Origin of the sequence: Stutzerimonas frequens, from assembly GCF_024448335.1 — a bacterium.
Classification (GTDB): domain Bacteria; phylum Pseudomonadota; class Gammaproteobacteria; order Pseudomonadales; family Pseudomonadaceae; genus Stutzerimonas; species Stutzerimonas frequens.
This window is the reverse complement of the sequence record NZ_JAMOHM010000004.1, coordinates 44321-66082: the sequence shown is the minus strand read 5'-3', so window position 1 is coordinate 66082 and position 21762 is coordinate 44321. Positions and strand designations below refer to the sequence as shown.

The window sequence follows — 21762 nt, the reverse complement described above, 5'->3', positions numbered from 1 at the left end:
AATGGATTGCGAAAGGCGAGGCGTACGATGAGCAAAGAAGTACTGCTGGTTGTGGAGTCGGTGTCCAATGAAAAGGGCGTACCGGCAAGTGTGATTTTCGAGGCGTTGGAGCTGGCTTTGGCCACAGCGACCAAGAAACGCTACGAAGACGACGTTGATCTGCGTGTGGAAATCAATCGCCACAACGGCAGTTACGAGACTTTCCGTCGCTGGACCGTGGTCGACGACGAGCATTTCGAGGATCCGGCCCACCAATTGGCCTTGGATCAGGCCCAGGAGCGTAATCCGGACGCCAAGCTCGGTGATGTGTTCGAGGAGAAGATCGAGTCCATCGAGTTCGGTCGCATTGCGGCGCAGACTGCCAAGCAGGTCATCGTGCAGAAAGTACGCGAGGCCGAGCGTGCGCAGGTAGTCGAGGCCTATCGCGATCGTCTGGGTGAAATCATCTCCGGAACGGTCAAGAAAGTGACCCGCGACAGCGTCATTGTCGATCTGGGCAACAACGCCGAAGCGCTGCTGGCCCGGGAAGACATCATCGCGCGTGAAACCTTCCGCGTCGGTGCCCGTGTTCGCGCCTTGCTCAAGGAAATTCGCACCGAGAACCGCGGCCCGCAGCTGATCCTGTCGCGCACTGCGCCGCAGATGCTGATCGAGCTGTTTCGCATCGAGGTGCCTGAGATCGCCGAGGGCTTGATTGAGGTGATGGGGGCGTCGCGTGACCCAGGTTCGCGGGCCAAGATCGCTGTTCGTTCCAAGGACAAGCGCATCGATCCCCAGGGCGCCTGTATCGGTATGCGTGGATCGCGGGTTCAGGCAGTGTCCGGCGAAATCGGTGGTGAGCGGGTCGACATCGTGCTGTGGGACGAGAACCCAGCGCAGTTCGTCATCAATGCCATGGCGCCTGCCGAAGTCGCAGCGATCATCGTCGACGAAGACGCACATGCCATGGATATCGCCGTCGCCGAGGACAACCTGGCCCAGGCCATCGGACGCGGCGGTCAGAACGTACGTCTGGCCAGCCAACTGACCGGCTGGACGCTGAATGTCATGACCGAAGCGGACATCCAGGCCAAGCAGCAGGAAGAGACCGGCGATATTCTGCGCAGCTTCATCGAAGAGCTGGATGTAGATGAGGAGCTCGCGCAGGTACTGGTAGAAGAGGGCTTCACTTCGCTGGAAGAAGTCGCCTATGTCCCGATGGAGGAGATGCTCGACATCGATGGCTTCGACGAGGATATCGTCAACGAGCTGCGTACGCGGGCCAAGGATCGCCTGCTGACCAAGGCCATCGCCAACGAGGAAAAGCTCGCAGACGCTCAGCCGGCTGACGATCTGCTGGCGCTTGAAGGCATGGACAAAGAACTGGCGGTCGAGTTGGCCGTGCGGGGCGTCATCACCCGCGAAGACCTGGCCGAGCAGTCTATTGACGACCTGCTCGACATAGACGGCATCGATGAAGAGCGTGCCGGCAAGCTGATCATGGCCGCCCGAGCCCATTGGTTCGAGTAAGTAATTAGCGGCCTGAGGAGAGAAATGCATGACGCAAGTCACGGTGAAAGAACTGGCCCAGGTGGTCGACACACCGGTCGAGCGACTGCTTCAGCAGATGCGTGAGGCAGGACTGTCGCACACCAGCGCCGAGCAAGTAGTGACCGATAACGAAAAGCAGGCCCTGCTTGCCCATCTCAAGAGCAGCCATGGGGCGAAGGTGGATGAACCGCGCAAGATTACCTTGCAGCGCAAAACCACTACCAAGTTGAAGGTGGGTGGCAGCAAGACCATCAGTGTAGAGGTCCGTAAGAAGAAGACCTTCGTCAAGCGCAGCGCTGAAGAAATCGAAGCGGAAAAGCGTCGCGAGCTGGAAGAACAGCGTGCTGCCGAGGAAGCCGCGCGTGCCAAGGCCGAACAGGAAGCCCGCGAGCGCGCCGAAGAGGAGGCGCGTCGCCAGGCCGAGGCAGCCAAGGCCGTGGCCGAGGCGCCTGCCCAGCCTGTCGAGCCCGCGAGCGGAGAGCCCGTGCCGGTAGCGGTCGAGCCTGCTGCTCCCGCTCCAGAGCGCAAGAAGGAAGAGCCTCGCCGTGTCGAGAAGCCGCGCAGCGATGACGACGAGCGTCGTGATCGCAAGCATGCGCAGCATCGGCCGTCGCTCAAGACCAAGGCACCGCTGGCGCGCACCGTGCGTAGCGGTGAGGACGAAGCCGATGGCTTCCGTCGCGGTGGTCGCGGTGGCAAGAGCAAGCTCAAGAAGCGTAACCAGCATGGGTTCCAGAGCCCAACAGGACCAGTCGTGCGCGAAGTGTCGATCGGCGAGACCATCACTGTGGCCGAACTGGCCCAGCAGATGTCGGTGAAAGCGGCCGAAGTCATCAAGTTCATGTTCAAGATGGGGTCTCCGGTCACCATCAACCAAGTGCTGGATCAGGAGACCGCGCAGCTGGTCGCGGAGGAACTGGGCCACAAGGTCAAGCTGGTCAGCGACAATGCGCTGGAAGAGCAGCTGGCCGAGCTGCTGAAGTTCGAAGGCGAGTCGGTCGCCCGTGCGCCGGTTGTGACCGTCATGGGCCACGTCGACCACGGTAAGACTTCGCTGCTCGACTACATCCGCCGTGCCAAGGTAGCTGTTGGCGAAGCTGGCGGTATCACCCAGCACATCGGTGCCTATCACGTCGAAACCGAGCGTGGCATGGTCACCTTCCTCGATACCCCGGGCCACGCGGCGTTTACCGCCATGCGTGCTCGCGGTGCCAAGGCCACCGACATCGTGATCCTGGTCGTGGCGGCCGATGACGGCGTCATGCCGCAGACCCAGGAAGCGGTACAGCATGCCAAGGCGGCTGGTGTTCCGATCGTGGTCGCGGTGAACAAGATCGATAAGCCGGACGCCAACCCGGACAACATCAAGAACGGCCTGGCCGCGCTCGATGTGATTCCGGAAGAGTGGGGCGGCGATACTCCGTTCATCCCGGTATCCGCCAAGATGGGTACTGGTGTCGACGAGCTGCTCGAGGCTGTACTGCTGCAGGCCGAGCTCCTCGAGCTGAAAGCGACGCCGTCGGCCCCGGGTCGTGGCGTGGTGGTCGAATCGCGTCTGGACAAGGGTCGTGGCCCGGTCGCTACCGTGCTGGTTCAGGACGGCACGCTGCGCCAGGGCGACATGGTTCTTTGCGGCGTCAACTTCGGTCGTGTTCGCGCCATGCTCGACGAGAACGGCAAGCCGGTGAAAGAAGCCGGTCCGGCGATTCCGGTCGAGATTCTCGGTCTGGATGGTACCCCGGAAGCTGGTGACGACCTGACCGTGGTTGCCGACGAGAAGAAGGCCCGCGAGGTTGCGCTGTTCCGTCAGGGCAAGTTCCGCGAGGTGAAGCTGGCTCGTGCCCATGCCGGCAAGCTGGAAAATATCTTCGAAACCATGGGGCAGGACGAGAAGAAAACGCTGAACATCGTCCTCAAGGCCGACGTACGCGGTTCTCTCGAGGCCCTGCAGGGATCCCTCAACGGGCTGGGCAACGACGAGGTGCAGGTGCGCGTGGTCGGCGGCGGCGTCGGTGGTATCACCGAGTCCGATGCCAACCTGGCGCTGGCATCCAACGCAGTGCTGTTCGGCTTCAATGTCCGTGCCGATGCAGGTGCGCGCAAGATCGTCGAGGCCGAGGGCCTGGACATGCGCTACTACAACGTCATCTACGACATTATCGAGGACGTCAAGAAGGCGCTCACCGGTATGCTCGGCAGCGATGTGCGCGAGAATATCCTCGGCATTGCCGAAGTGCGTGACGTCTTCCGTTCGCCGAAGTTCGGCGCGGTTGCCGGCTGTATGGTCACCGAGGGCATGGTCTACCGCAATCGGCCAATCCGCGTCCTGCGCGACGACGTGGTGATCTTCGAAGGCGAGTTGGAGTCGCTGCGTCGTTTCAAGGACGACGTCGCCGAGGTCCGCGCCGGCATGGAGTGCGGTATCGGCGTGAAGAGCTACAACGACGTCAAGGTCGGCGACAAGATCGAAGTGTTCGAGAAGGTCGAAGTGGCGCGTTCGCTGTAAGCAAGCGCCAGTCCGAGAGCTGGAAGCCAGGAGTCGTCGCCGCGGTTGCGGTGGCTGCTCCGAGCTTCCAGCTTTTGGCTTTTGAACGGGTGGAAAAAATATGGCCAAAGAATTCAGTCGTACCCAGCGTATCGGTGATCAGATGCAGCGCGAACTGGCGCTGCTCATCCAGCGCGAGATCAAGGATCCGCGTCTGGGGCTGATCACGATCACCGGGGTAGACGTCAGCCGCGATCTGTCCCATGCGAAGATCTTCATCACCATCATGGGGCAGGATGACGACGAGGAAGCGGTCAAAGGCAACCTGCGCATCCTGAATGAGGCTGCCGGCTTCCTGCGCATGCAGCTCGGCAAGAGCATGAAGCTGCGTACGGTCCCGCAACTGCATTTCAACTATGACGCCAGCATCCGGCGCGGCGTGGAACTGAGTTCGCTGATCGAGCGCGCCGTGGCCGAAGATCGCAAGCACAGCGACGAGCGCGGAGAGTAAGCGTGGCACAGGTCAAGCGTGTACGACGCAATGTCAGTGGCATCATCCTGCTGGACAAGCCGCGCGGGTTCACCTCCAACGCGGCGCTGCAGAAGGTTCGCTGGTTGCTCAATGCGGAGAAGGCCGGGCATACCGGCAGCCTCGATCCACTGGCGACCGGGGTGTTGCCGCTGTGTTTCGGAGAAGCCACCAAGTTCTCGCAGTACCTCCTAGATGCGGACAAGGCCTACGAGACGGTGATGCAGCTCGGCGTGACCACCACCACCGCGGATGCCGAGGGCGAGGTTCTGGAGCGTAAGCCGGTGATGGTTACCCCTGAGCAGCTGGAGGCACTGCTGCCGCAGTTTCGCGGCGATATCCTGCAGGTGCCGCCGATGTACTCGGCGCTCAAGCGCGACGGCCAGCCGCTATACAAGCTGGCGCGTGCCGGTGAAGTGGTGGAGCGCGAGCCGCGTTCTGTTAATATTGCGCGCTTGGAGTTGCTCGCGCTCGAAGGCGACAAGGCGCGACTGGCTGTGACCTGCAGCAAGGGCACCTATATCCGGACCTTGGTGGAAGACATCGGCCGGTTGCTCGGCTGCGGCGCGCATGTCGCCGAGCTGCGGCGCACGCAGGCCGGTCCGTTCGACCTTTCGCAGACGGTGACGCTCGAGAAACTGGAGCGGGCGCATGCTGACGGCGGCTCCGAGGCCCTGGATGGATTCCTGCAACCGGTGGACAGCGGGCTGGAGCATTGGCCGTTGTTGCAGTTGTCGGAGCACAGCGCCTACTACTGGCTGCACGGACAGCCGGTGCGGGCACCGGAGGCGCCGCAGTACGGCATGGTTCGCGTACAGGATAACAATGGTCGCTTCATCGGTATCGGTGAAGTGAGCGAAGACGGGCGCATTGCGCCACGTCGGTTGATTCGGTCGGAATGACCGTTACGCAGCGCGTTCGCGCGTTGCGTCAGAGGGTGGCTGTCAGCAGGCACGGTCATTTCTCTTTATTAAACACGGGATGATTCCCGGCCTGTTCACTCAAGGAGCCCTATCATGGCACTGAGCGTTGAAGAAAAAGCCCAGATCGTTAACGAGTACAAGCAAGCTGAAGGCGACACCGGTTCCCCGGAAGTGCAGGTAGCCCTGCTGACCGCCAACATCAACAAGCTGCAGGACCACTTCAAGGCCAACGGCAAAGATCACCACTCGCGTCGTGGTCTGATCCGCATGGTTAACCAGCGCCGCAAGCTGCTGGATTACCTGAAGGGTAAGGACACCACTCGTTACAGCACCCTGATCGGTCGTCTGGGTCTGCGTCGCTAAGACGCGCCCGCGCTGGAAGCCGGAAGCTGGAAGCCTGAAGTTGAAAGTGGGACATCCCTGCAATCAGCTTCGGTCTTCCAGCTTTTGGCTTTCTTGCAGGTCGTTTCGGGCCGACTCCCGAGCGTTCTGCCAATTTCCCCAAGGCAACAAAGAGAAGGAAAAACCGTGAATCCGGTAATCAAGAAGTTTCAATTCGGTCAGTCGACCGTAACCCTGGAAACGGGCCGTATCGCTCGCCAGGCCTCCGGCGCAGTGCTGGTCACCGTCGATGACGACGTCACCGTGCTGGTGACCGTGGTCGGTGCCAAGACCGCCGATCCGAGCAAGGGGTTCTTTCCGCTCTCCGTGCATTACCAGGAGAAGACCTATGCAGCCGGCAAGATCCCCGGTGGTTTCTTCAAGCGTGAGGCGCGTCCTTCCGAGAAGGAAACCCTGACCTCGCGTCTGATCGATCGCCCGATCCGTCCGCTGTTCCCGGAAGGTTTCCAGAATGAAGTGCAGGTCATCTGCACCGTTGTTTCCACCAGCAAGAAGACCGATCCGGACATCGCTGCGATGATCGGTACTTCGGCAGCCCTGGCTGTTTCCGGCATTCCGTTCGACGGCCCGATCGGCGCCGCACGCGTGGCTTTCCACCCGGAAACCGGCTACCTGCTGAACCCGAACTACGAGCAGCTCAAGGCTTCCAGCCTGGACATGGTCGTGGCCGGCACCAAGGACGCCGTACTGATGGTCGAGTCGGAAGCCAAAGAGCTGACCGAAGACCAGATGCTGGGCGCCGTGCTGTTCGCCCATGACGAGTTCCAGGCCGTGATCAAGGCGGTCGAAGAACTCGCCGCCGAAGCCGGCAAGCCGCGCTGGGACTGGACTGCTCCGCAGGCCAACACCGCGCTGTTGGACGCCATCCGTGCCGAGTTCGGTGAAGCCATCTCCCAGGCCTACACCATCACCATCAAGCAGGATCGCTATGCGCGCCTGGGCGAGCTGAAGGACCAGGTCGTTGCCAAGTTCTCTGGTGAAGAAGGCCAGCCGTCTGCCGGCGAAGTGAAGGATGCCTTCGGTGAGATCGAGTACCGCACCGTTCGCGAGAACATCGTCAACGGCAAGCCGCGCATCGACGGTCGCGACACCCGCACCGTTCGCGGGCTGAACATCGAAGTCGGCGTGCTCGACAAGACCCACGGTTCGGCTCTGTTCACCCGTGGCGAAACCCAGGCCCTGGTCGTTGCGACCCTCGGTACTGCCCGTGACGCGCAGCTGCTCGACACCCTGGAAGGCGAGAAGAAAGACCCCTTCATGCTGCACTACAACTTCCCGCCGTACTCGGTCGGTGAGTGTGGTCGCATGGGTGCTACCGGTCGCCGGGAAATCGGCCACGGTCGTCTGGCCCGTCGCGGCGTCGCCGCCATGCTGCCGAGCGCCGACGAATTCCCGTACACCATCCGCGTGGTTTCCGAGATCACCGAATCCAACGGTTCCAGCTCCATGGCCTCGGTCTGTGGTGCCTCGCTGGCACTGATGGATGCGGGCGTGCCGATGAAGGCGCCGGTGGCCGGTATCGCCATGGGCCTGGTGAAGGAAGGCGAGAAGTTTGCCGTTCTGACCGACATTCTCGGTGACGAGGACCACCTCGGCGACATGGACTTCAAGGTTGCTGGTACCGCCAAGGGCGTAACCGCGCTGCAGATGGACATCAAGATCCAGGGCATCACCGAAGAGATCATGGAAATCGCTCTGGGCCAGGCCCTGGAAGCGCGCCTGAACATCCTCGGCCAGATGAACCAGGTCATTGCCCAGTCGCGCAGCGAGCTGTCGGCCAACGCACCGACCATGCTGGCGATGAAGATCGACCAGGACAAGATCCGCGACGTGATCGGCAAGGGCGGCGCCACCATCCGTGCGATCTGCGAAGAGACCAAAGCCTCGATCGACATCGAAGACGATGGCTCGATCAAGATCTTCGGCGAGACCAAGGACGCCGCCGAGGCAGCCAAGCAGCGCGTGCTGTCGATCACGGCTGAAGCCGAAATCGGCAAGATCTATGTGGGTAAGGTCGAGCGGATCGTCGACTTCGGTGCCTTCGTCAACATTCTGCCGGGCAAGGACGGACTGGTGCACATCTCGCAGATCAGCGATCAGCGCATCGAGAAGGTGACCGACGTACTGAAGGAAGGTCAGGAAGTGAAGGTGTTGGTGCTGGATGTGGACAACCGCGGTCGTATCAAGCTTTCGATCAAGGACGTCGCGGCCGCCGAAGCTTCCGGCGTCTGATTCATGCTGTAGTGTTGAAAGGGCCCTTCGGGGCCTTTTCTCGTTTCTGGGGTCACGAGATTGCAAGATGCACGCGCGCAAAGCCATGAACTTGCAATGTGCAACTGAGAGAAGGACGTGCCGTTTAATTAACCTATTGATTTTTATAGTAAAAAATATTTTCAAAAGTTGGCATGCAGCTTGCGCCTGTTATTCACGAGTCTGCGGTTCGGAGTCATACCGCAGAAACCACGAGAACAGGAGTGACATCTATGAAGACTATTCAGACACTGACTGCCACCGCCATTGCCGCTGCTCTTAGCCTGCCGTTCGCTGGCGCCGCTCTGGCCGATACCACGCCTGCCATCGACAAGACCGATACCGTCATGCTGGCCGCCAATACTATGGATGATGCCGGTGATGCCGCTTCTGATACCTGGATCACCACCAAGGTGAAATCCACCCTGCTGGCCGAGGATGCGACTCCGGGTATGGATATCGAAGTGGAAACCAAGGACGGCGTCGTTTCGCTGTCCGGTACAGTGGCAACCGAGGCGGAAAAAGAAGCAGCCATCGCCAAGGCGCGTGGCATCGAAGGCGTGAAGGACGTCTCAGCTGATGGCCTGAAAGCCGTCGACTGATTCTGTTTTCAGCGCAGACATAAAGAAACCCCGCCAAATGGCGGGGTTTTGCATTGGGCTAGTTTCCTCGCTGGCTCTCGATCTGTCGGAGCCTGTTACCTTCGAAGCGCAGGAAGTGAAGCATGCCGTGGTTGGGTCCATAGACCCACTCTTCGACAGGCACCTCCTGAGCGTAGCCATAGTCGTCGATAACCTGCTTATAGCCGATCAGCGAACTGCTGGCCGGCTCGCCGCACTTGCTGCGAACCTCTGCCGTGCTGGCATCCAGGCTCACGAGCCGGCTGTTGCAGCGATAGGTCGATGAGGCTTCGGCGAGGAAACTGGCCGAAAGCAGGGCGAGTAGCGCGGCGGGCAGGTGACGGACCATTGGTTGGCTCCAGACTCAGTTGGCTCGACGGGTTTCGATGCGTACCAGGCGGTTGCCTTCGAAAGTCAGAATGCTGAGCATTCCGTTACGCGGCCCGTAGACCCATTCTTCCAGCATAAGCTCATGACGGTCATGCCGGCCCAGGCGATAGCCGACGACGTCGCGGTGTTGCGGCGCACCGCATTTGCGCTCGACTTCGAAGGTGCGATCGCCGGTAGTGACCAGCTGATTGCCGCAGCGTAGCGTGTCGGCCGTGGCGCTCGCGCTGATCAGCAGGGCGGCGAGCAAGTATCCTTTCTTCATTCTTCGCTTCCCAAATTCAGGGTTGTAGCAATCCGGCCGTCGCTGCCGGCCTCGGTAGTACCGGTATCCAGCAGGTAGATGCGCTCTGGTGTCAGCCCGGCCTGGACGAGATAGCTCTTGATCGAGGCAGCGCGCTCACGACTCAGACGGCGTAGCAAGGCAGGACTCTGTGCCCAGGAATCGATGATCGCTTGGCGAAGGTGCTGGGCTCGGGTTTCACTTTCCAGGTCGCTCCATTCCGCTGGAGGTTGTTGCTTCAGCCGGCTGCGATAGATGCCCTCCAGAAGCGGCGCCTGATCCTGCTCGTCCACGGTAAGCTGCGCGGGATCGGACGGTACCTCGTCGCCTCGACGCTGCAGGATACGGTACTGAATCTGGCGATACTCGTCCTGTAGACGTTGTTCGGCGAGGAGCGGGCCGTCCGTTGCCGTGGCGCTCATGCCTTCGATCTCAAGACGCAGCCCGGGTCGCTGTTTCAGCCCGGCGGCCAGGGTATCCAGGGTCTGGCGCGCCGCTGGGTCCAGTTCGCTGTTGCCCGGAGCAAAATCGATGTGGCTAAGGTCGCTCTGGTCGCCACCAGCCAGCCCGGCGATGAACTTGAACGGGGCTTTGGCCGCACGCACCACCAGGTTGCGCAACGTTTGCCAGATGATCGGCATGACGCTGAACTGCGGATTGTTCAGGTCGCCCTGCACGGGCAGCTCGATGGAGATCGTGCCGTTGCTGTCCTTCAGTAGTGCGACCGCCAAGCGTACCGGCAGATCCACCGCGTCGGGACTGTCCACTTTTTCGCCGAGTTGCAACTGCTCCAGGACCACCTTGTTGTCGGCGTTCAGCTGGCCGTTCTGGATGCGATAGTGCAGGTCCAGGTTGAGGCGTCCCTTGCGGATCCGATAGCCAGCAAACTTGCCTGCATAAGGCGTCAGGGTGGTCAGCTCGACCTGGCGGAAACTGGTGGCGATATCCAGGCGCTGCAGCGGGTCGAAGGGCGTCAGGCTGCCCTTGATGCTCACGGGTGCGTACTGATCCACCTTGCCGGCAATGTTCACTGAGGCTGGCTTCTGCTCGCGATTGTCCAGCGTGCCAATGTCGCCATTGAGCGACTGGATGGCGGTGACGAAGGGCGGGCGCAGGCTGAAGTCGGCGAAGTTGGCCGATCCGTCGGCGATGGCGATGCCGCCGATGCGGATGGCCAATGGTTCCGATACCTGCTCCTCGGAAGCCTCTTGCGCGGTGGATTCGCTGCGCTCGACCAGCAGGTCGTTGATGTTGGTGCTCAGATCTGGGTTGATGATGAAGCGGGCGTAGGGCTGGCTCAGATCGATCCGTTCGATTTCCAGGCTCCGTGGGTGCTGGTAATCGAGACCGTTGAGCTGCAGCCGCTGCCATTTGATGAAGTCGCGATTGTTGATGGTATCGAGAGTGTGCAGCTGCGTGGCGTCGACACTACCGCGAACGTTGAACGCCAATGGCTCGATGCCCTGCAGGTTGACCTGCAGTTCGCTGCTGAGCATGCCGCTGCGTAGCTCCAGGCTCACCAGTGGGCTGAGGTAGGCCTGAGCGATGCGCAGATCTATGTCGCGGGTGGTTACTGCCAGCTCACCGCTGACCGGGCTGAGCTGCAGCTGTCCCTGGGCCTGGAGTGTCCCCTGCTTGCCGACCCCCGTGTCCAGCTTCAGCGAGAAGGGGCGGGTAGCGAGGCTGTCGAAATCGCTGACGTCCAGGTTCAGCGGGCCGAGCTCCAGCTGGACCTCCTCATCAGGGACGCGATCGGCCAGGTGCACCCGGTAATCACGCAGCTGAGCATCGTGCAGCAATACCTGCCATGGTTCGCCAGATGTCCGGGCTTCGCTGTCCGGAGTCTGGTCGTCGGCCTTCGACGGGGACGCACTTGTGGCGAACAGCTTCTGCCAGTCCAGCTCGCCATCGGTTTCGCGGGCGGCCCAGGTTTCCAGGTTGCGGCTGCGCAGCTTGCCGATACTGACCTGCCGCCTGGCCAGGTCCAGCGTCGTTTCGCTCAGCTCCAGGCGCTCCAGGCGCACCAGCTTGCGCCCGTCCGGGCTGTCGAGGGCCAGCGGCGCCAGGGTGGCCTGGGCGTTATCCAGCGTCAGGGCCAGGCCGTCGCTGAGATCGAGGCGGTAGCCGGTACTCAGCTCGATGTTGCCATCCTGCAGAACCAGTGGCGCTGCGTCGCGCACGTAGGGCCAGAAGGCCTCGAGCGGTAGCTTGCTGATCTGCAGCTGGCCGCGGGAGGCTAGCGGCTGCAAGCTGAGGTCGCCTTGCCAATCGATGCGTCCGCCACTCGCGCCGCTGGCGGTGAGGCGTGCGTCGGCGCTGTCGTCGCTGCGGGTGGCGAGGTTGTGCAGCTCGAGGTCCAGGGAGTCGTAGACCAGCTCGATGGGCTCGCTCGGGCGCCGATCCTCGAAAGCGACGTGGCCGCGTACCAGCCGCAACTGGTCGATGCGCAGCGCGAGCAGGTCGCGTTCGCCGTCGTCGGACGGCTCTGCTGGAGGAATATCGAAGAGTTGACTGAGGTTCAGGGTGCCGTCATTGGCAATACGGACTTCGGTATGCGGTGCCACCAACTCGACGGTAGCCAGGTGCAGCGTACGTTGCCAGAGGCTCGCCCATTGCAGATCGAGGTAGAGCTGCTCGAAGGCCAGCGGGTGATCATTTTCGTCACCGATGCGCAGGTCGAACAGGGAGAGCTCAAGGCTGAAGGGATTGAACTCGACACGTTGCAGACTGGCCGGCACCGTCGCGTAGGCCGCAAGCTGCTGATTAGCGATGCGCTGGGCAATGCCTGGCAGGATCAGGAAGCCAAGCAGGCTGTAGCAGATCAGCACGAGCGCCACGCCGCTGAACGCTCGCTTCATTCCATTGGGCATGACCGGAAGTATTCCTGGCGGATGGTTGCCTTGGAGTATGGCATGGGTGCGCGGTTCCCGAATCGGCCCGATATGGGCATTGGGCAGCGCGCCGCAGATTGGCGATGCCGGACGCGGCATGCGCCTCAGCCGCGTGGCGGCAAGCCCATGCGCCGGCGTGCGCGATGCACCGAGGCATTGCGCACTGCCCAGCGTAGCGCTGGCGCGGTACTGCGTACGCCGCTGCGGAGCAACTGACGGCGCGCGTCGCTCAGCGATATGCCGAACATGGCTGCGGCCCATTCCGGCAGTAACTCAACACCAGCGTGCAACATTAGCGTGCCGAACGGCCGTAGCAGTGGGCTTGGTGCCGGAGCGGTGCGCAGTATGCGCAGGATCTCCAGGGCGCGTTCGTCGATCCGCAGCTGCGGGCGGAGCCGTTCGAGGTACGCCTCGACGTCGGCGCGCGAGCGTGGAACCTCACCGGCGCCGAGCCGTTCGGCAATCAGTGCGACTTCGGCGTAGTAGCGATCCTGGTCGGCTGCGCAGAGACCGGGGTCGCGGTAGCGCAGGTGCGATTTGAGAAAGCTGCTGACTTCAGCGACATGCACCCAGGTCAGCAGATCGGGATCGGAGGCGGCGTAGGGTCGACCATCCGGTGCCGTCCCGGCCACGTTCAGGTGGATGCGTCGGACCCGCTCGATCAGGCGTTCGGCATCGGCGTGGCTGCCGAACGTCGTGGCGGCGATGAACTGCCCGGTACGCCGCAGACGGCCGAGCAGGTCCTCGCGAAAGTTCGAGTGATCCCATACGCCCGACAGCGCCAATGGGTGCAGCGCTTGCAATAGCAGTGCAGAGATCCCGCCGACCATCATCGAGGTGAAGTCGCCATGCACGCGCCAGCATACTGACTCAGGCCCGAACAGGCCGGGATCGCCCGGAGGGTTTTCGTAGTCGACACCGCCGATCGCCAGGCCGGTAAGGCTGAGCACGCGGGTTTCGATATGACGGCGGAGGAATTCCATGGCGACAGCGCTGGTGGCTTGGCAAGCGGCGATGGTACCTGAAGAGGCGCAGAGGGCTCGCCAGTTGTCGAGGTAAAAGGAGGGCAAGATAGACCGGACAGCAGCTGCGCGCTGTCCGGTCGAGAGGGCTTATCAGCCGCGGTGGCGACCGCGGAAGAAGTCGATCAGGCCCTGGGTCGAAGCGTCTTCGGCCGGTGCGGCATCGAAGCGGGTCATCTGATTGTAGACCGCCTTGCCAAGATCCTTGCCGAGCTCGACGCCCCACTGGTCGAAGGAGTTGATGCCCCAGATCACGCCCTGGACGAATACCTTGTGCTCGTATAGCGCAATCAGCGCACCAAGGCGGCCGGGGCTGATGGTTTCCATCACCACGGTGTTGCTCGGTCGATTGCCCGGGATCACCTTGTGCGGGGCCAGGCGCTGAACCTCGTCTTCGTTAAGGCCTTTGGCACGCAGTTCGGCCTCGGCTTCCTCACGGGTCTTGCCGCGCATCAGCGCCTGGCTCTGCGACAGGCAGTTGGCGTAGAGCCATTCATGGTGATCGGCCACTGGATTGTGGCTGACCACCGGCACGATGAAGTCGGCCGGAATCAGCGGTGTGCCCTGGTGCAGCAGTTGGTGGTAGGCATGCTGGCCATTGCAGCCGACGCCGCCCCAGATCACCGGGCCGGTGCTGTAAGTCACCGGCGTGCCATCCTGGCGCACGCTCTTGCCGTTGGATTCCATGTCCATCTGCTGTAGGTGTTTGACGAAGTTGCGCAGATAGTGGTCGTAGGGCAGGAAGGCGTAGCTCTGCGCGCCCCAGAAGTTGTGGTACCAGATGCCGAGCATCGCCAGCAGCACCGGCATGTTGCTTTCGAACGGCTCGCTGAGGAAATGCTGGTCCATGCTGTAGGCGCCGGACAGCAGATCCTTGAAGTTGGACATGCCGATCGCCAGGGCGATGGGCAGACCGATCGCCGACCACAGCGAGTAGCGCCCGCCGACCCAGTCCCACATCGGGAAGATGTTCTTTTCGCGAATGCCGAAGTCGATGGCCGCCTGCTTGTTGCTGGTGACGGCGATGAAGTGGCGGTAGAGCTTCTCTTCGGTGCCGCCCTTGCCCAGATACCAGGTGCGCGCAGCCTGGGCATTCTTCAGCGTCTCGAGGGTACCGAAGGTCTTGCTGGAAATGATGAACAGCGTGGTCTCGACATTCAGCTTGGCGGTCACTTCGCGGAATTCGCTGCCGTCGATGTTGGCCAGGTAGTGCGTACGCACGCCGTGCTGGGTGAAGGGCAGCAGCGCCTCGGAGACCAGTTGCGGGCCTAGGAACGAGCCTCCGATGCCGATGTTCACCACGTCGGTGATGGTCTTGTCGCTGAAGCCGCGCCACAGGTTGTTGTGGATGCGAGTAACGATGTCGGTCATCTGCGCCAGGGCGGTGTGCACATCACGCATGATGTTCTTGCCGTCGACCATCACCGTGTCGCCCATGGGGCGGCGCAGGGCCGTGTGCAGCACCGGACGGTTTTCCGAGGCGTTGATGCGTTCGCCTTCGAACATCGCATGGGCTGCCTGCTCGACCCCGGCCTCGCGGGCCAGGTTGACCAGCAGGGTGCGGGTTTCGGGGGTGATCAGGTTCTTCGAATAATCGAGAAACAGGCCGCTGCAGGAAACCGACAGGTCAGCGAAGCGCGTCGGGTCGGCCTTGAAGGCCTCGCGCATGCTGAAGTTCTGCATGGCCAGGCGGTGTTCTTCCAGGGCCTTCCAGGACGGCAGGCCGGTGACGTCGAGCGGATGCTGGTAGTAGCTCATGGTGATGCGGCTTCCTTTGCTTTGACAGGCCGCTGAACCCCGTGAATCCGCGCAGCGAGCGCGCATGTTGCCTCGGGGATTCAGTGATGTGTATGACCGTGCGGGCACGCCGGCACTCGTTCCTGAATGCTGCGGATGCTGGCCGAACCCGGCTTTCACCGAGCCGGTGAGGCACATCCTATGCCATCAGAGACAGCTCAGACAGAGAAAACCCCTGCTGCGTTCCGGGCTTTCGCCTTCTATTCGATTCGCGCCGGCGTGCTGTCTGAGCGCCGATGCTGCACACAACGAAAAAGCCCGAAGTGCGGAACACTTCGGGCTTCTATTCGACAGCGCCTGAATGGTGACTCAGGCGACCTGTACCGGGATGGCGTTGCTGGTATGGCTCAGCTCTCCGTCTGCGCCCATGTAGAGCACATGGGGTTTGAAGTTGGCCAGCTCGGCCTCGCTGTAGTGCGCGTAGGCGCAGATGATCAGGCGATGACCAACACCTGCCTTGTGGGCGGCGGCACCGTTGACCGAAATGATCTTCGAACCTTCCTCGCCGCGGATGGCGTAGGTGGTGAAGCGCTCGCCGTTGTCGACGTTATAGATCTGGATCTGTTCGTATTCGCGGATACCGGCCAGGTCCAGCCACTCGCCATCGATGGCGCAGGAGCCTTCGTAGTCGAGCACCGAGTGAGTTACCTGGGCGCGGTGCAGTTTGGCCTTGAGCATGATGGCGTGCATGGCAGGGTCCTCCGGGTGCGCAAGCGGCGCAGAGTGTGCCCGAAGCCTCGAACGTGATCAAGGCTGCAGGCAAATGGCATGGATCAGGCCGATGTGTGGATATCGACCATCAGGTTGTCGATCAGCCGCGTCTTGCCCAGGAAGGCTGCGGCGAGGATGACCAGCTCGGCAGAAGCGTCGCTTACCGGCTGCAGGTCGATCGCATTGCGAATTTCCAGATAGTCCGGCCGTAGTCCGGCAGCGCGCAGGCTTTCCAGGCCTTCGGCGACGAGTGTCGAGTAGTCGCGTCGGCCGTTCTGGAGCGCATCTTTCAGCTGGGTCAGCGTTCGGTACAGCAGCGGGGCCGTGGCACGCTCGTCGGCGCTCAGATAGCCGTTTCGCGAGGACAGCGCAAGGCCATCCACGTCGCGCACGGTGGGCTCGGAGATGATCTGCACCGGCATGTTCAGGTCGCGCACCATGGTGCGGATCACCGCCAGCTGCTGGAAATCCTTCTGGCCGAACACGGCGAGGTCCGGCAGGACCATGTTGAACAGCTTGCTGACCACCGTGGAGACGCCGTCGAAATGGCCGGGACGACTGCCGCCGCAGAGGCCTTCCGATACGCCGGGTACGCGGACGATGGTCTGGTTGGCCTGGCCGTGGGGGTACATCTCCTCGACGCTGGGCGGGAAGAGCAGGTGGCAGCCGGCGTCGAACAGCTTGTCCTGATCTGCGGCGAGGGTGCGCGGATAGTTGTCCAGGTCTTCGTTGGGGCCGAACTGCAGCGGGTTGACGAAGATGCTCGCGACGACGAAATCGGCACGCTGACCGGCTTTCTTCACCAAGGCGATGTGGCCGGCGTGCAGGTTGCCCATGGTTGGCACGAAGCCGATGCGCTTGCCCTCGCCGCGCGCGCGGGCAACCGCGGCGCGCAGGTCGGCGATGGTCTTGACGACGTTCATGCGGAGAACCCGTGTTCGGCTGCAGGGAATTCGGCGGCTTTGACCGCCTTGACATAGCCGGCGATGGCCGAGGGGATGTCGCCATGCTCACGCATGAAGTTCTTCACGAACTTCGGTACGCGGCCACTGAGCGACAGGCCGAGCATATCGTGCAGCACCAGCACCTGGCCGTCGGTGTCGCTGCCGGCGCCGATGCCGATTACCGGAATCTGCACGGCACGGGTGATGCGCGCGGCCAGCTCGCTGGGCACGCATTCGAGCAGCAACATGGCGGCGCCGGCGGCTTCAAGCGACTTGGCATCCTCCAGCATCTGCTGCGCCTGCGCTTCTTCACGACCCTGTACCTTGTAGCCACCGAACAGGTTGACCGCTTGCGGCGTCAGCCCCATGTGCGCGCACACCGGAATGCCGCGGTCGGCCAGCAGGCGGATCGAGTCGGCCAGCCAGGCGGTGCCTTCCAGCTTGATCATGTGGGCTCCGGCCTGCATCAGCACTGCGGAGTTGTTCAGGGTCTGCTCGGTGGTGGCGTTGGCCATGAACGGCAGGTCGGCGACGATCATCGCGCCACGGTTGCCGCGCTTGACGCTGGCGGTGTGGTAGGCCATGTCGGCGACGGTGACCGGCAGGGTGCTGTCGTGACCTTGCAGGACCATGCCGAGTGAATCGCCGATCAGCAGCATCTCGACGCCTGCGTCGCAGGCGGTCTTGGCGAAGGTGGCGTCATAGCAGGTGAGCATGACGATCTTCTCGCCCTTCTGCTTGAGCCCTTGCAGCGTGGTCAGGGTGACGTCTGGCATGAATGCCGTCCTCTTCGAGCCTCGGAGGTCAGGATTGCCATGCGGTGCACCTATAGAGTGCCAAGACCGCGGATGGCAGAGGGCGCTTATAGTCCCGGCGGCGGCAGCCTAAGTCAATCGCGAGTGTTACCTACGCGTTACGCTCGTTACCGCGGCGGTGACACCTGCATCGGCGAGCCGCTCCAGCCCGCTGAACGGGCAGGCCGCGAGCAGGTCGGCCAGGCGGCGACCATCGGCCAGCGCCAGCTCCGCGGGGGCGATCTCGGCCAATGGATAGAGCACGAATGGGCGGGCCTGCATGTGATAGTGCGGAACCTTGAGTCGCGGCTCGTCGATCAGTCGCTCGCCGAACAGCAGGATGTCCAGATCCAGGGTGCGTGGACCCCAGCGTTCGGCCTTGCGCTCGCGGCCTTGGGCCAGCTCGATACGTTGCAGGGCATCGAGCAGGTCCAGAGGCTGGAGATCGGTATCCAGTGCCGCGACGGCATTGACATAGCGTGGCTGGTCGGCAGGCCCGAGCGGATCGCTGGCATAAAGGGATGAGACCGCGACCAGCCTGGTTTGCGGCAGCTCGGCCAGTGCCTGCAGAGCGCCTCGCAACTGTCGCTGGGGATCGGCCAGGTTGCTGCCCAGGCCGATATAGGCGCGCTCCATCTCAGTCGGCCGAACCGGCAGGAGTGTCGCCCGGGCCGCGCCGCCGACGACCGCCACGGCGACGTTTCTTGGCGCCGCCGTCATCCTTGCCGCTGAGGCCGCGAATCATGTTGCGGCGCTCGCTGTCACTGGCTTCCTGATAGTCGGTCCACCAGTCGCCTAGGCCGCCGGTTTTCTCTCCGGCGCTTTCGCGCAGCAGCAGGAAGTCATAGCCAGCACGGAAGCGTGGGTTCTCCAGCAACTGGTCGGCCCGTCGCCCCTGCCGGCGTGGCAGGCGCTCCTGCATGTCCCAGATCTCGCGCATGGGGATGGTGAAGCGCTTCGGAATGGCGGTGCGCTGGCACTGCTCCCAGATGATGTCGTGGGCGGCTTCCTGCATCGCCGGAATCGGCGGCATGCCGCGGTCCTGCAGCTCCAGCACCCGGGCCGGCAGGGCTGGCCAGAGCAATGCGGCGAAGAGGAACGCCGGTGTTACCGGCTTGCCCTGCTGGATGCGCAGGTCGGTATTGGCCAGCGCATTGCGAATCAGCGTGCCGGCGTACTCGGGGTTGCGCTCCAGCGCGGCGGCGGCGGCCGGGAACAGCGGGGCGAACAGATCGTATTCGAGCAGCAGTTCGAAGGTGCGCTCGGCCTTGCCGCCGAGGAACAGCTTGAGCGTTTCGTCGAACAGGCGGGCCGAGGGAATACCGTCGAGCAGGTCGGCCAGGTCGACGATGGGCTCGGCGCTGTGGCGCTCGATTTCGAAATCGAGCTTGGCGGCGAAACGCACCGCGCGCAGCATGCGCACCGGGTCTTCCTGATAGCGCTGTTCGGGGTCGCCAATCAGGCGAACCAGGCGGTTGCGGATGTCATGCACGCCGTGGGTGTGATCTAGAATACGCTCGGTGGTCGGGTCGTAATACAGCGCATTGATGGTGAAATCGCGGCGTTGCGCGTCATCTTCGAGCGTGCCGTAGACATTGTCGCGCAGGATGCGGCCGCTCTCGTTGCGCGAGGCCAGCTGGCTGGCGTCCTCGTCGTCTTCTTCTGGGTGGTTGGCGCGGAAGGTGGCGACCTCGATGATCTCGCGTCCGAAATGCACATGGACGAGCTTGAAGCGGCGTCCGATCACCCGTGCATTGCGAAACTCGGCTCGAACCTGCTCGGGCGTTGCGCTGGTGGCGACGTCGTAATCCTTGGGATTGAGCTGCAGCAACAGATCGCGCACGCAGCCACCCACGACATAGGCCTCGTACCCGGCCTGCTGCAAGCGTTCGACCACGCTCACCGCATGCCGACTGATCGCGCTGCGCTGCAGGGAATGCTGCCGGCTGGACAGAATTTCAGGTGAGCGTCGGGCGTGCGGGATACGGCGCAGAGGAAGACGAAAAGACTGGAACAGCTTTTTCAGCATGGGGGGCAACTGTGTGACGGAATGACGGGCCGGTGTCGCGAATAGCCGCGAAACCTGCGCGGATTCTAGCACCGAGAGGCTCGGATGGTGAACGAAGCGCGGAGAGGTGTCAAAAAGCACGTCGCCTATTGCGATGCAGGCACGGCTGGTGACTGTGTGGCTGGCGTTATGTGCGGTAGCAGATAGCACTGAGGGGAGCCGAAGCTCCCCTCTGAATGATGTCGCGTGCTTTATTTATTGTTATTGGTCATGCAGGCGTGCTGTTCTTGTTGTTCGCCTGTTCCGTCCGGCCGTAGCCATCAGGAGCGCTCCTACACTGGGAGCTAATAGCAAACGGATTTCTTTGGTCGCTGACTTTGCCTCGATCTACGATCCAACCAGTTCAGGCGCTGCTTGAGCAGTTTTTGTTGTTCTCGGCCTGGTCGTGGGGTTAGCCCCGTGGCAAGTCCTCTCCAAAAGAATCAGTTAGCTGCGCCTCCGCCTTCTTGTCGTTGTTTTGCTGGAGCCGTTACGTCTTGTTCTTATTGTGGGATCTGCTTGTTATTGTTGTTGTGCCATTAAGTAAGCAGTTGCCGTGCCAGCTTTTTAAAATCCTTTTATTTCAAGCATTTGCGTATTCTCAGCGGTGCGAGTTGCAAGAAAAAACCGGGGCACCGTTACCGATGCTCCCGGTTTCTGTTACGAGCGATGCGAGGGCGGTAACAGGTTACCCGGTGACGCTACCCGACTTGCGGCGCGGAATGCCCAGGCGCTGGCGTCGCTCCCACAGGCATTTGCGACTGATTCCCAGCTTGCGCGCCAGTTCGGTTTCGGTCATGTGATCCTGGTGCTCAAGCACGAAATGCTGGAAGTAGTCTTCCAGCGAAAGGTCTTCGGTCGGCTCGTTGCCGCCGACCACGCCACGCATGGCGCCAAGCGGCTCATCGAAGTCATCGTCCAGCTCATCCAGCTCGATATCGATGCCCAGCAATTCGGCGTCGATCTCCGGGCTCTCGCTGAGGATGGCGGCACGCTCGATGGCATTTTCCAGTTCGCGGACATTGCCCGGCCAGGAATAGTGGCGGATCGCTTGTTCGGCGTCGCGAGAGAAACGCAGGTCATCACTGTTCAGGCGTTCAGCCTGACGGGCGAGGAAAGCCTTGGCGATTTCCAGCACGTCATTGCCACGTTCACGCAGCGGCGGAAGCTTGAGGGCGATGACATGCAGGCGGTAGTAGAGGTCTTCACGGAACTGGCCGGTCTTGGCCAGCGTTTTCAGGTCGCGATGGGTGGCGGCGATCAGGCGCACATCGACTTTCTGCGACTGCACCGAGCCGACGCGGCGGATCTCGCCTTCCTGCAGCACTCTGAGCAGGCGCGCCTGGGCTTCGAGCGGAAGCTCACCGATCTCATCGAGGAACAGCGTGCCCCCATCGGCCGCTTCCACAAGCCCGGCGCGCCCCGCGCTGGCGCCGGTGAAGGCGCCTTTCTCATGGCCGAACAGTTCCGACTCGATCAAGGTTTCCGGAATCGCCGCGCAATTCACCGAGATCATCGGTGCCTTGGCCCGGCGCGAGAGGTTGTGCAGGGCCCGCGCCACCAGTTCTTTGCCGGTCCCGGACTCACCCTGGATAAGGACATTCGAGTCAGTCGGCGCAACCTTGCGGATCTTGCTGAACAGTTCCTGCATCGGCGTGCAATGGCCGATGATGCCGATATCGTCGCGCGAGGCGGCGCCCGGCGCTGCGCCTGCATTGCGAGTAGCTTGGGGTTGTGTGGTGGCGGCCTGCTGATGATCGCTGAGGATACGCGCCACAGTCTGCAGCATCTCGTCGTGATCGAACGGTTTGGCGATGTAATCCACCGCTCCCATCTTCATCGAATCCACCGCCGAGCGCAGGCTGGCGTAGCTGGTCATGATCAGCACCGGTGTGCCTTCGGCGAGCTTGATCAATTCGGTGCCCGGTGCGCCGGGCAGCCTAAGGTCGCTGATGATGAGATCGAAACCCGGGATGCTGTAGCGCTCCTGCGCCTCCTGTACCGAGCCGGCTTCGCTGACCTCGTACTGGTTGCGTTCGAGGAGGCGCCGCAGGGCGGAGCGGATGATGGTTTCGTCTTCGACGATCAGAATATGTGACATCAGTACTCTCTCGACGGTCTGGAGGCAGAGCCGGCGCAGGGCCGGT

The 21762-nt window shown here is 62.3% G+C and carries 18 protein-coding genes; 7 read left to right on the top strand and 11 right to left on the bottom strand.

Annotated elements, in window-relative coordinates:
• Positions 1 to 27 precede the first annotated feature (27 nt).
• From nusA to NAO55_RS07160, 7 genes are all read left to right on the top strand, one after another.
• Entirely contained in the window at positions 28 to 1509 is a 1482-nt protein-coding gene (nusA, locus tag NAO55_RS07190) for a transcription termination factor NusA (RefSeq protein WP_102838540.1), read from the top strand.
• A gap of 28 nt (positions 1510 to 1537) precedes the next feature.
• Positions 1538 to 4036, top strand: coding sequence for a translation initiation factor IF-2 (gene infB / locus NAO55_RS07185; RefSeq protein ID WP_102838539.1), 2499 nt, complete (start codon positions 1538 to 1540; stop codon positions 4034 to 4036).
• Positions 4037 to 4136: 100 nt separating this feature from the next.
• Positions 4137 to 4526, top strand: coding sequence for a 30S ribosome-binding factor RbfA (gene rbfA / locus NAO55_RS07180; RefSeq protein WP_102838538.1), 390 nt, complete (start codon positions 4137 to 4139; stop codon positions 4524 to 4526).
• 2 nt (positions 4527 to 4528) lie between these two features.
• The gene (truB, locus tag NAO55_RS07175) at positions 4529 to 5446 is read left to right on the top strand and encodes a tRNA pseudouridine(55) synthase TruB (RefSeq protein WP_102838537.1); all 918 of its coding nucleotides are present in this window, start codon (positions 4529 to 4531) and stop codon (positions 5444 to 5446) included.
• Positions 5447 to 5560: 114 nt separating this feature from the next.
• On the top strand, positions 5561 to 5830 hold the full coding sequence (gene rpsO, locus NAO55_RS07170; RefSeq protein WP_003293213.1) for a 30S ribosomal protein S15: 270 nt from the start codon (positions 5561 to 5563) through the stop codon (positions 5828 to 5830).
• A gap of 165 nt (positions 5831 to 5995) precedes the next feature.
• Positions 5996 to 8101, top strand: a complete 2106-nt coding sequence (pnp, locus tag NAO55_RS07165; protein ID WP_102838536.1) for a polyribonucleotide nucleotidyltransferase — start codon at positions 5996 to 5998, stop codon at positions 8099 to 8101.
• A 251-nt stretch (positions 8102 to 8352) separates the two neighbouring features.
• Positions 8353 to 8721, top strand: a complete 369-nt coding sequence (locus NAO55_RS07160; RefSeq protein WP_102838535.1) for a BON domain-containing protein — start codon at positions 8353 to 8355, stop codon at positions 8719 to 8721.
• 58 nt (positions 8722 to 8779) lie between these two features.
• Here the strand turns inward: NAO55_RS07160 and NAO55_RS07155 are convergent, their stop codons facing one another.
• The 11 genes from NAO55_RS07155 to NAO55_RS07105 form a co-directional block, all read right to left on the bottom strand.
• The gene (locus NAO55_RS07155) at positions 8780 to 9088 is read right to left on the bottom strand and encodes a DUF2845 domain-containing protein (protein ID WP_102838534.1); all 309 of its coding nucleotides are present in this window, start codon (positions 9086 to 9088) and stop codon (positions 8780 to 8782) included.
• 15 nt (positions 9089 to 9103) lie between these two features.
• Positions 9104 to 9391: a DUF2845 domain-containing protein gene (locus tag NAO55_RS07150; protein WP_063541293.1), complete on the bottom strand. Its 288-nt coding sequence runs from the start codon at positions 9389 to 9391 to the stop codon at positions 9104 to 9106.
• Positions 9388 to 12279 carry a DUF748 domain-containing protein gene (locus tag NAO55_RS07145; protein ID WP_102838533.1) on the bottom strand — a complete coding sequence of 964 codons (2892 nt, stop codon included), beginning with the start codon at positions 12277 to 12279 and terminating at the stop codon, positions 9388 to 9390. The genes NAO55_RS07150 and NAO55_RS07145 overlap by 4 nt, the downstream gene beginning before the upstream one ends.
• Positions 12280 to 12404: 125 nt before the next feature.
• A complete protein-coding gene (locus NAO55_RS07140) occupies positions 12405 to 13283 on the bottom strand; it encodes an oxygenase MpaB family protein (protein ID WP_102838532.1) in 879 nt (292 codons plus the stop codon).
• Between the two features lie 132 nt (positions 13284 to 13415).
• On the bottom strand, positions 13416 to 15080 hold the full coding sequence (pgi, locus tag NAO55_RS07135; RefSeq protein WP_102838531.1) for a glucose-6-phosphate isomerase: 1665 nt from the start codon (positions 15078 to 15080) through the stop codon (positions 13416 to 13418).
• A gap of 348 nt (positions 15081 to 15428) precedes the next feature.
• Positions 15429 to 15809: an aspartate 1-decarboxylase gene (panD, locus tag NAO55_RS07130; protein WP_014597581.1), complete on the bottom strand. Its 381-nt coding sequence runs from the start codon at positions 15807 to 15809 to the stop codon at positions 15429 to 15431.
• 83 nt (positions 15810 to 15892) lie between these two features.
• Positions 15893 to 16753, bottom strand: a complete 861-nt coding sequence (gene panC, locus NAO55_RS07125) for a pantoate--beta-alanine ligase (RefSeq protein ID WP_102838530.1) — start codon at positions 16751 to 16753, stop codon at positions 15893 to 15895.
• Positions 16750 to 17550 carry a 3-methyl-2-oxobutanoate hydroxymethyltransferase gene (gene panB, locus NAO55_RS07120; RefSeq protein WP_102838529.1) on the bottom strand — a complete coding sequence of 267 codons (801 nt, stop codon included), beginning with the start codon at positions 17548 to 17550 and terminating at the stop codon, positions 16750 to 16752. Before panB ends, panC begins: the two co-directional genes overlap by 4 nt.
• Before the next feature lie 126 nt (positions 17551 to 17676).
• Positions 17677 to 18204: a 2-amino-4-hydroxy-6-hydroxymethyldihydropteridine diphosphokinase gene (gene folK / locus NAO55_RS07115; protein ID WP_102839645.1), complete on the bottom strand. Its 528-nt coding sequence runs from the start codon at positions 18202 to 18204 to the stop codon at positions 17677 to 17679.
• Position 18205: 1 nt separating this feature from the next.
• Positions 18206 to 19597: a polynucleotide adenylyltransferase PcnB gene (locus NAO55_RS07110; protein WP_102838528.1), complete on the bottom strand. Its 1392-nt coding sequence runs from the start codon at positions 19595 to 19597 to the stop codon at positions 18206 to 18208.
• 706 nt (positions 19598 to 20303) lie between these two features.
• Positions 20304 to 21716, bottom strand: coding sequence for a sigma-54-dependent transcriptional regulator (locus NAO55_RS07105; protein ID WP_102838527.1), 1413 nt, complete (start codon positions 21714 to 21716; stop codon positions 20304 to 20306).
• Positions 21717 to 21762: the final 46 nt, after the last annotated feature.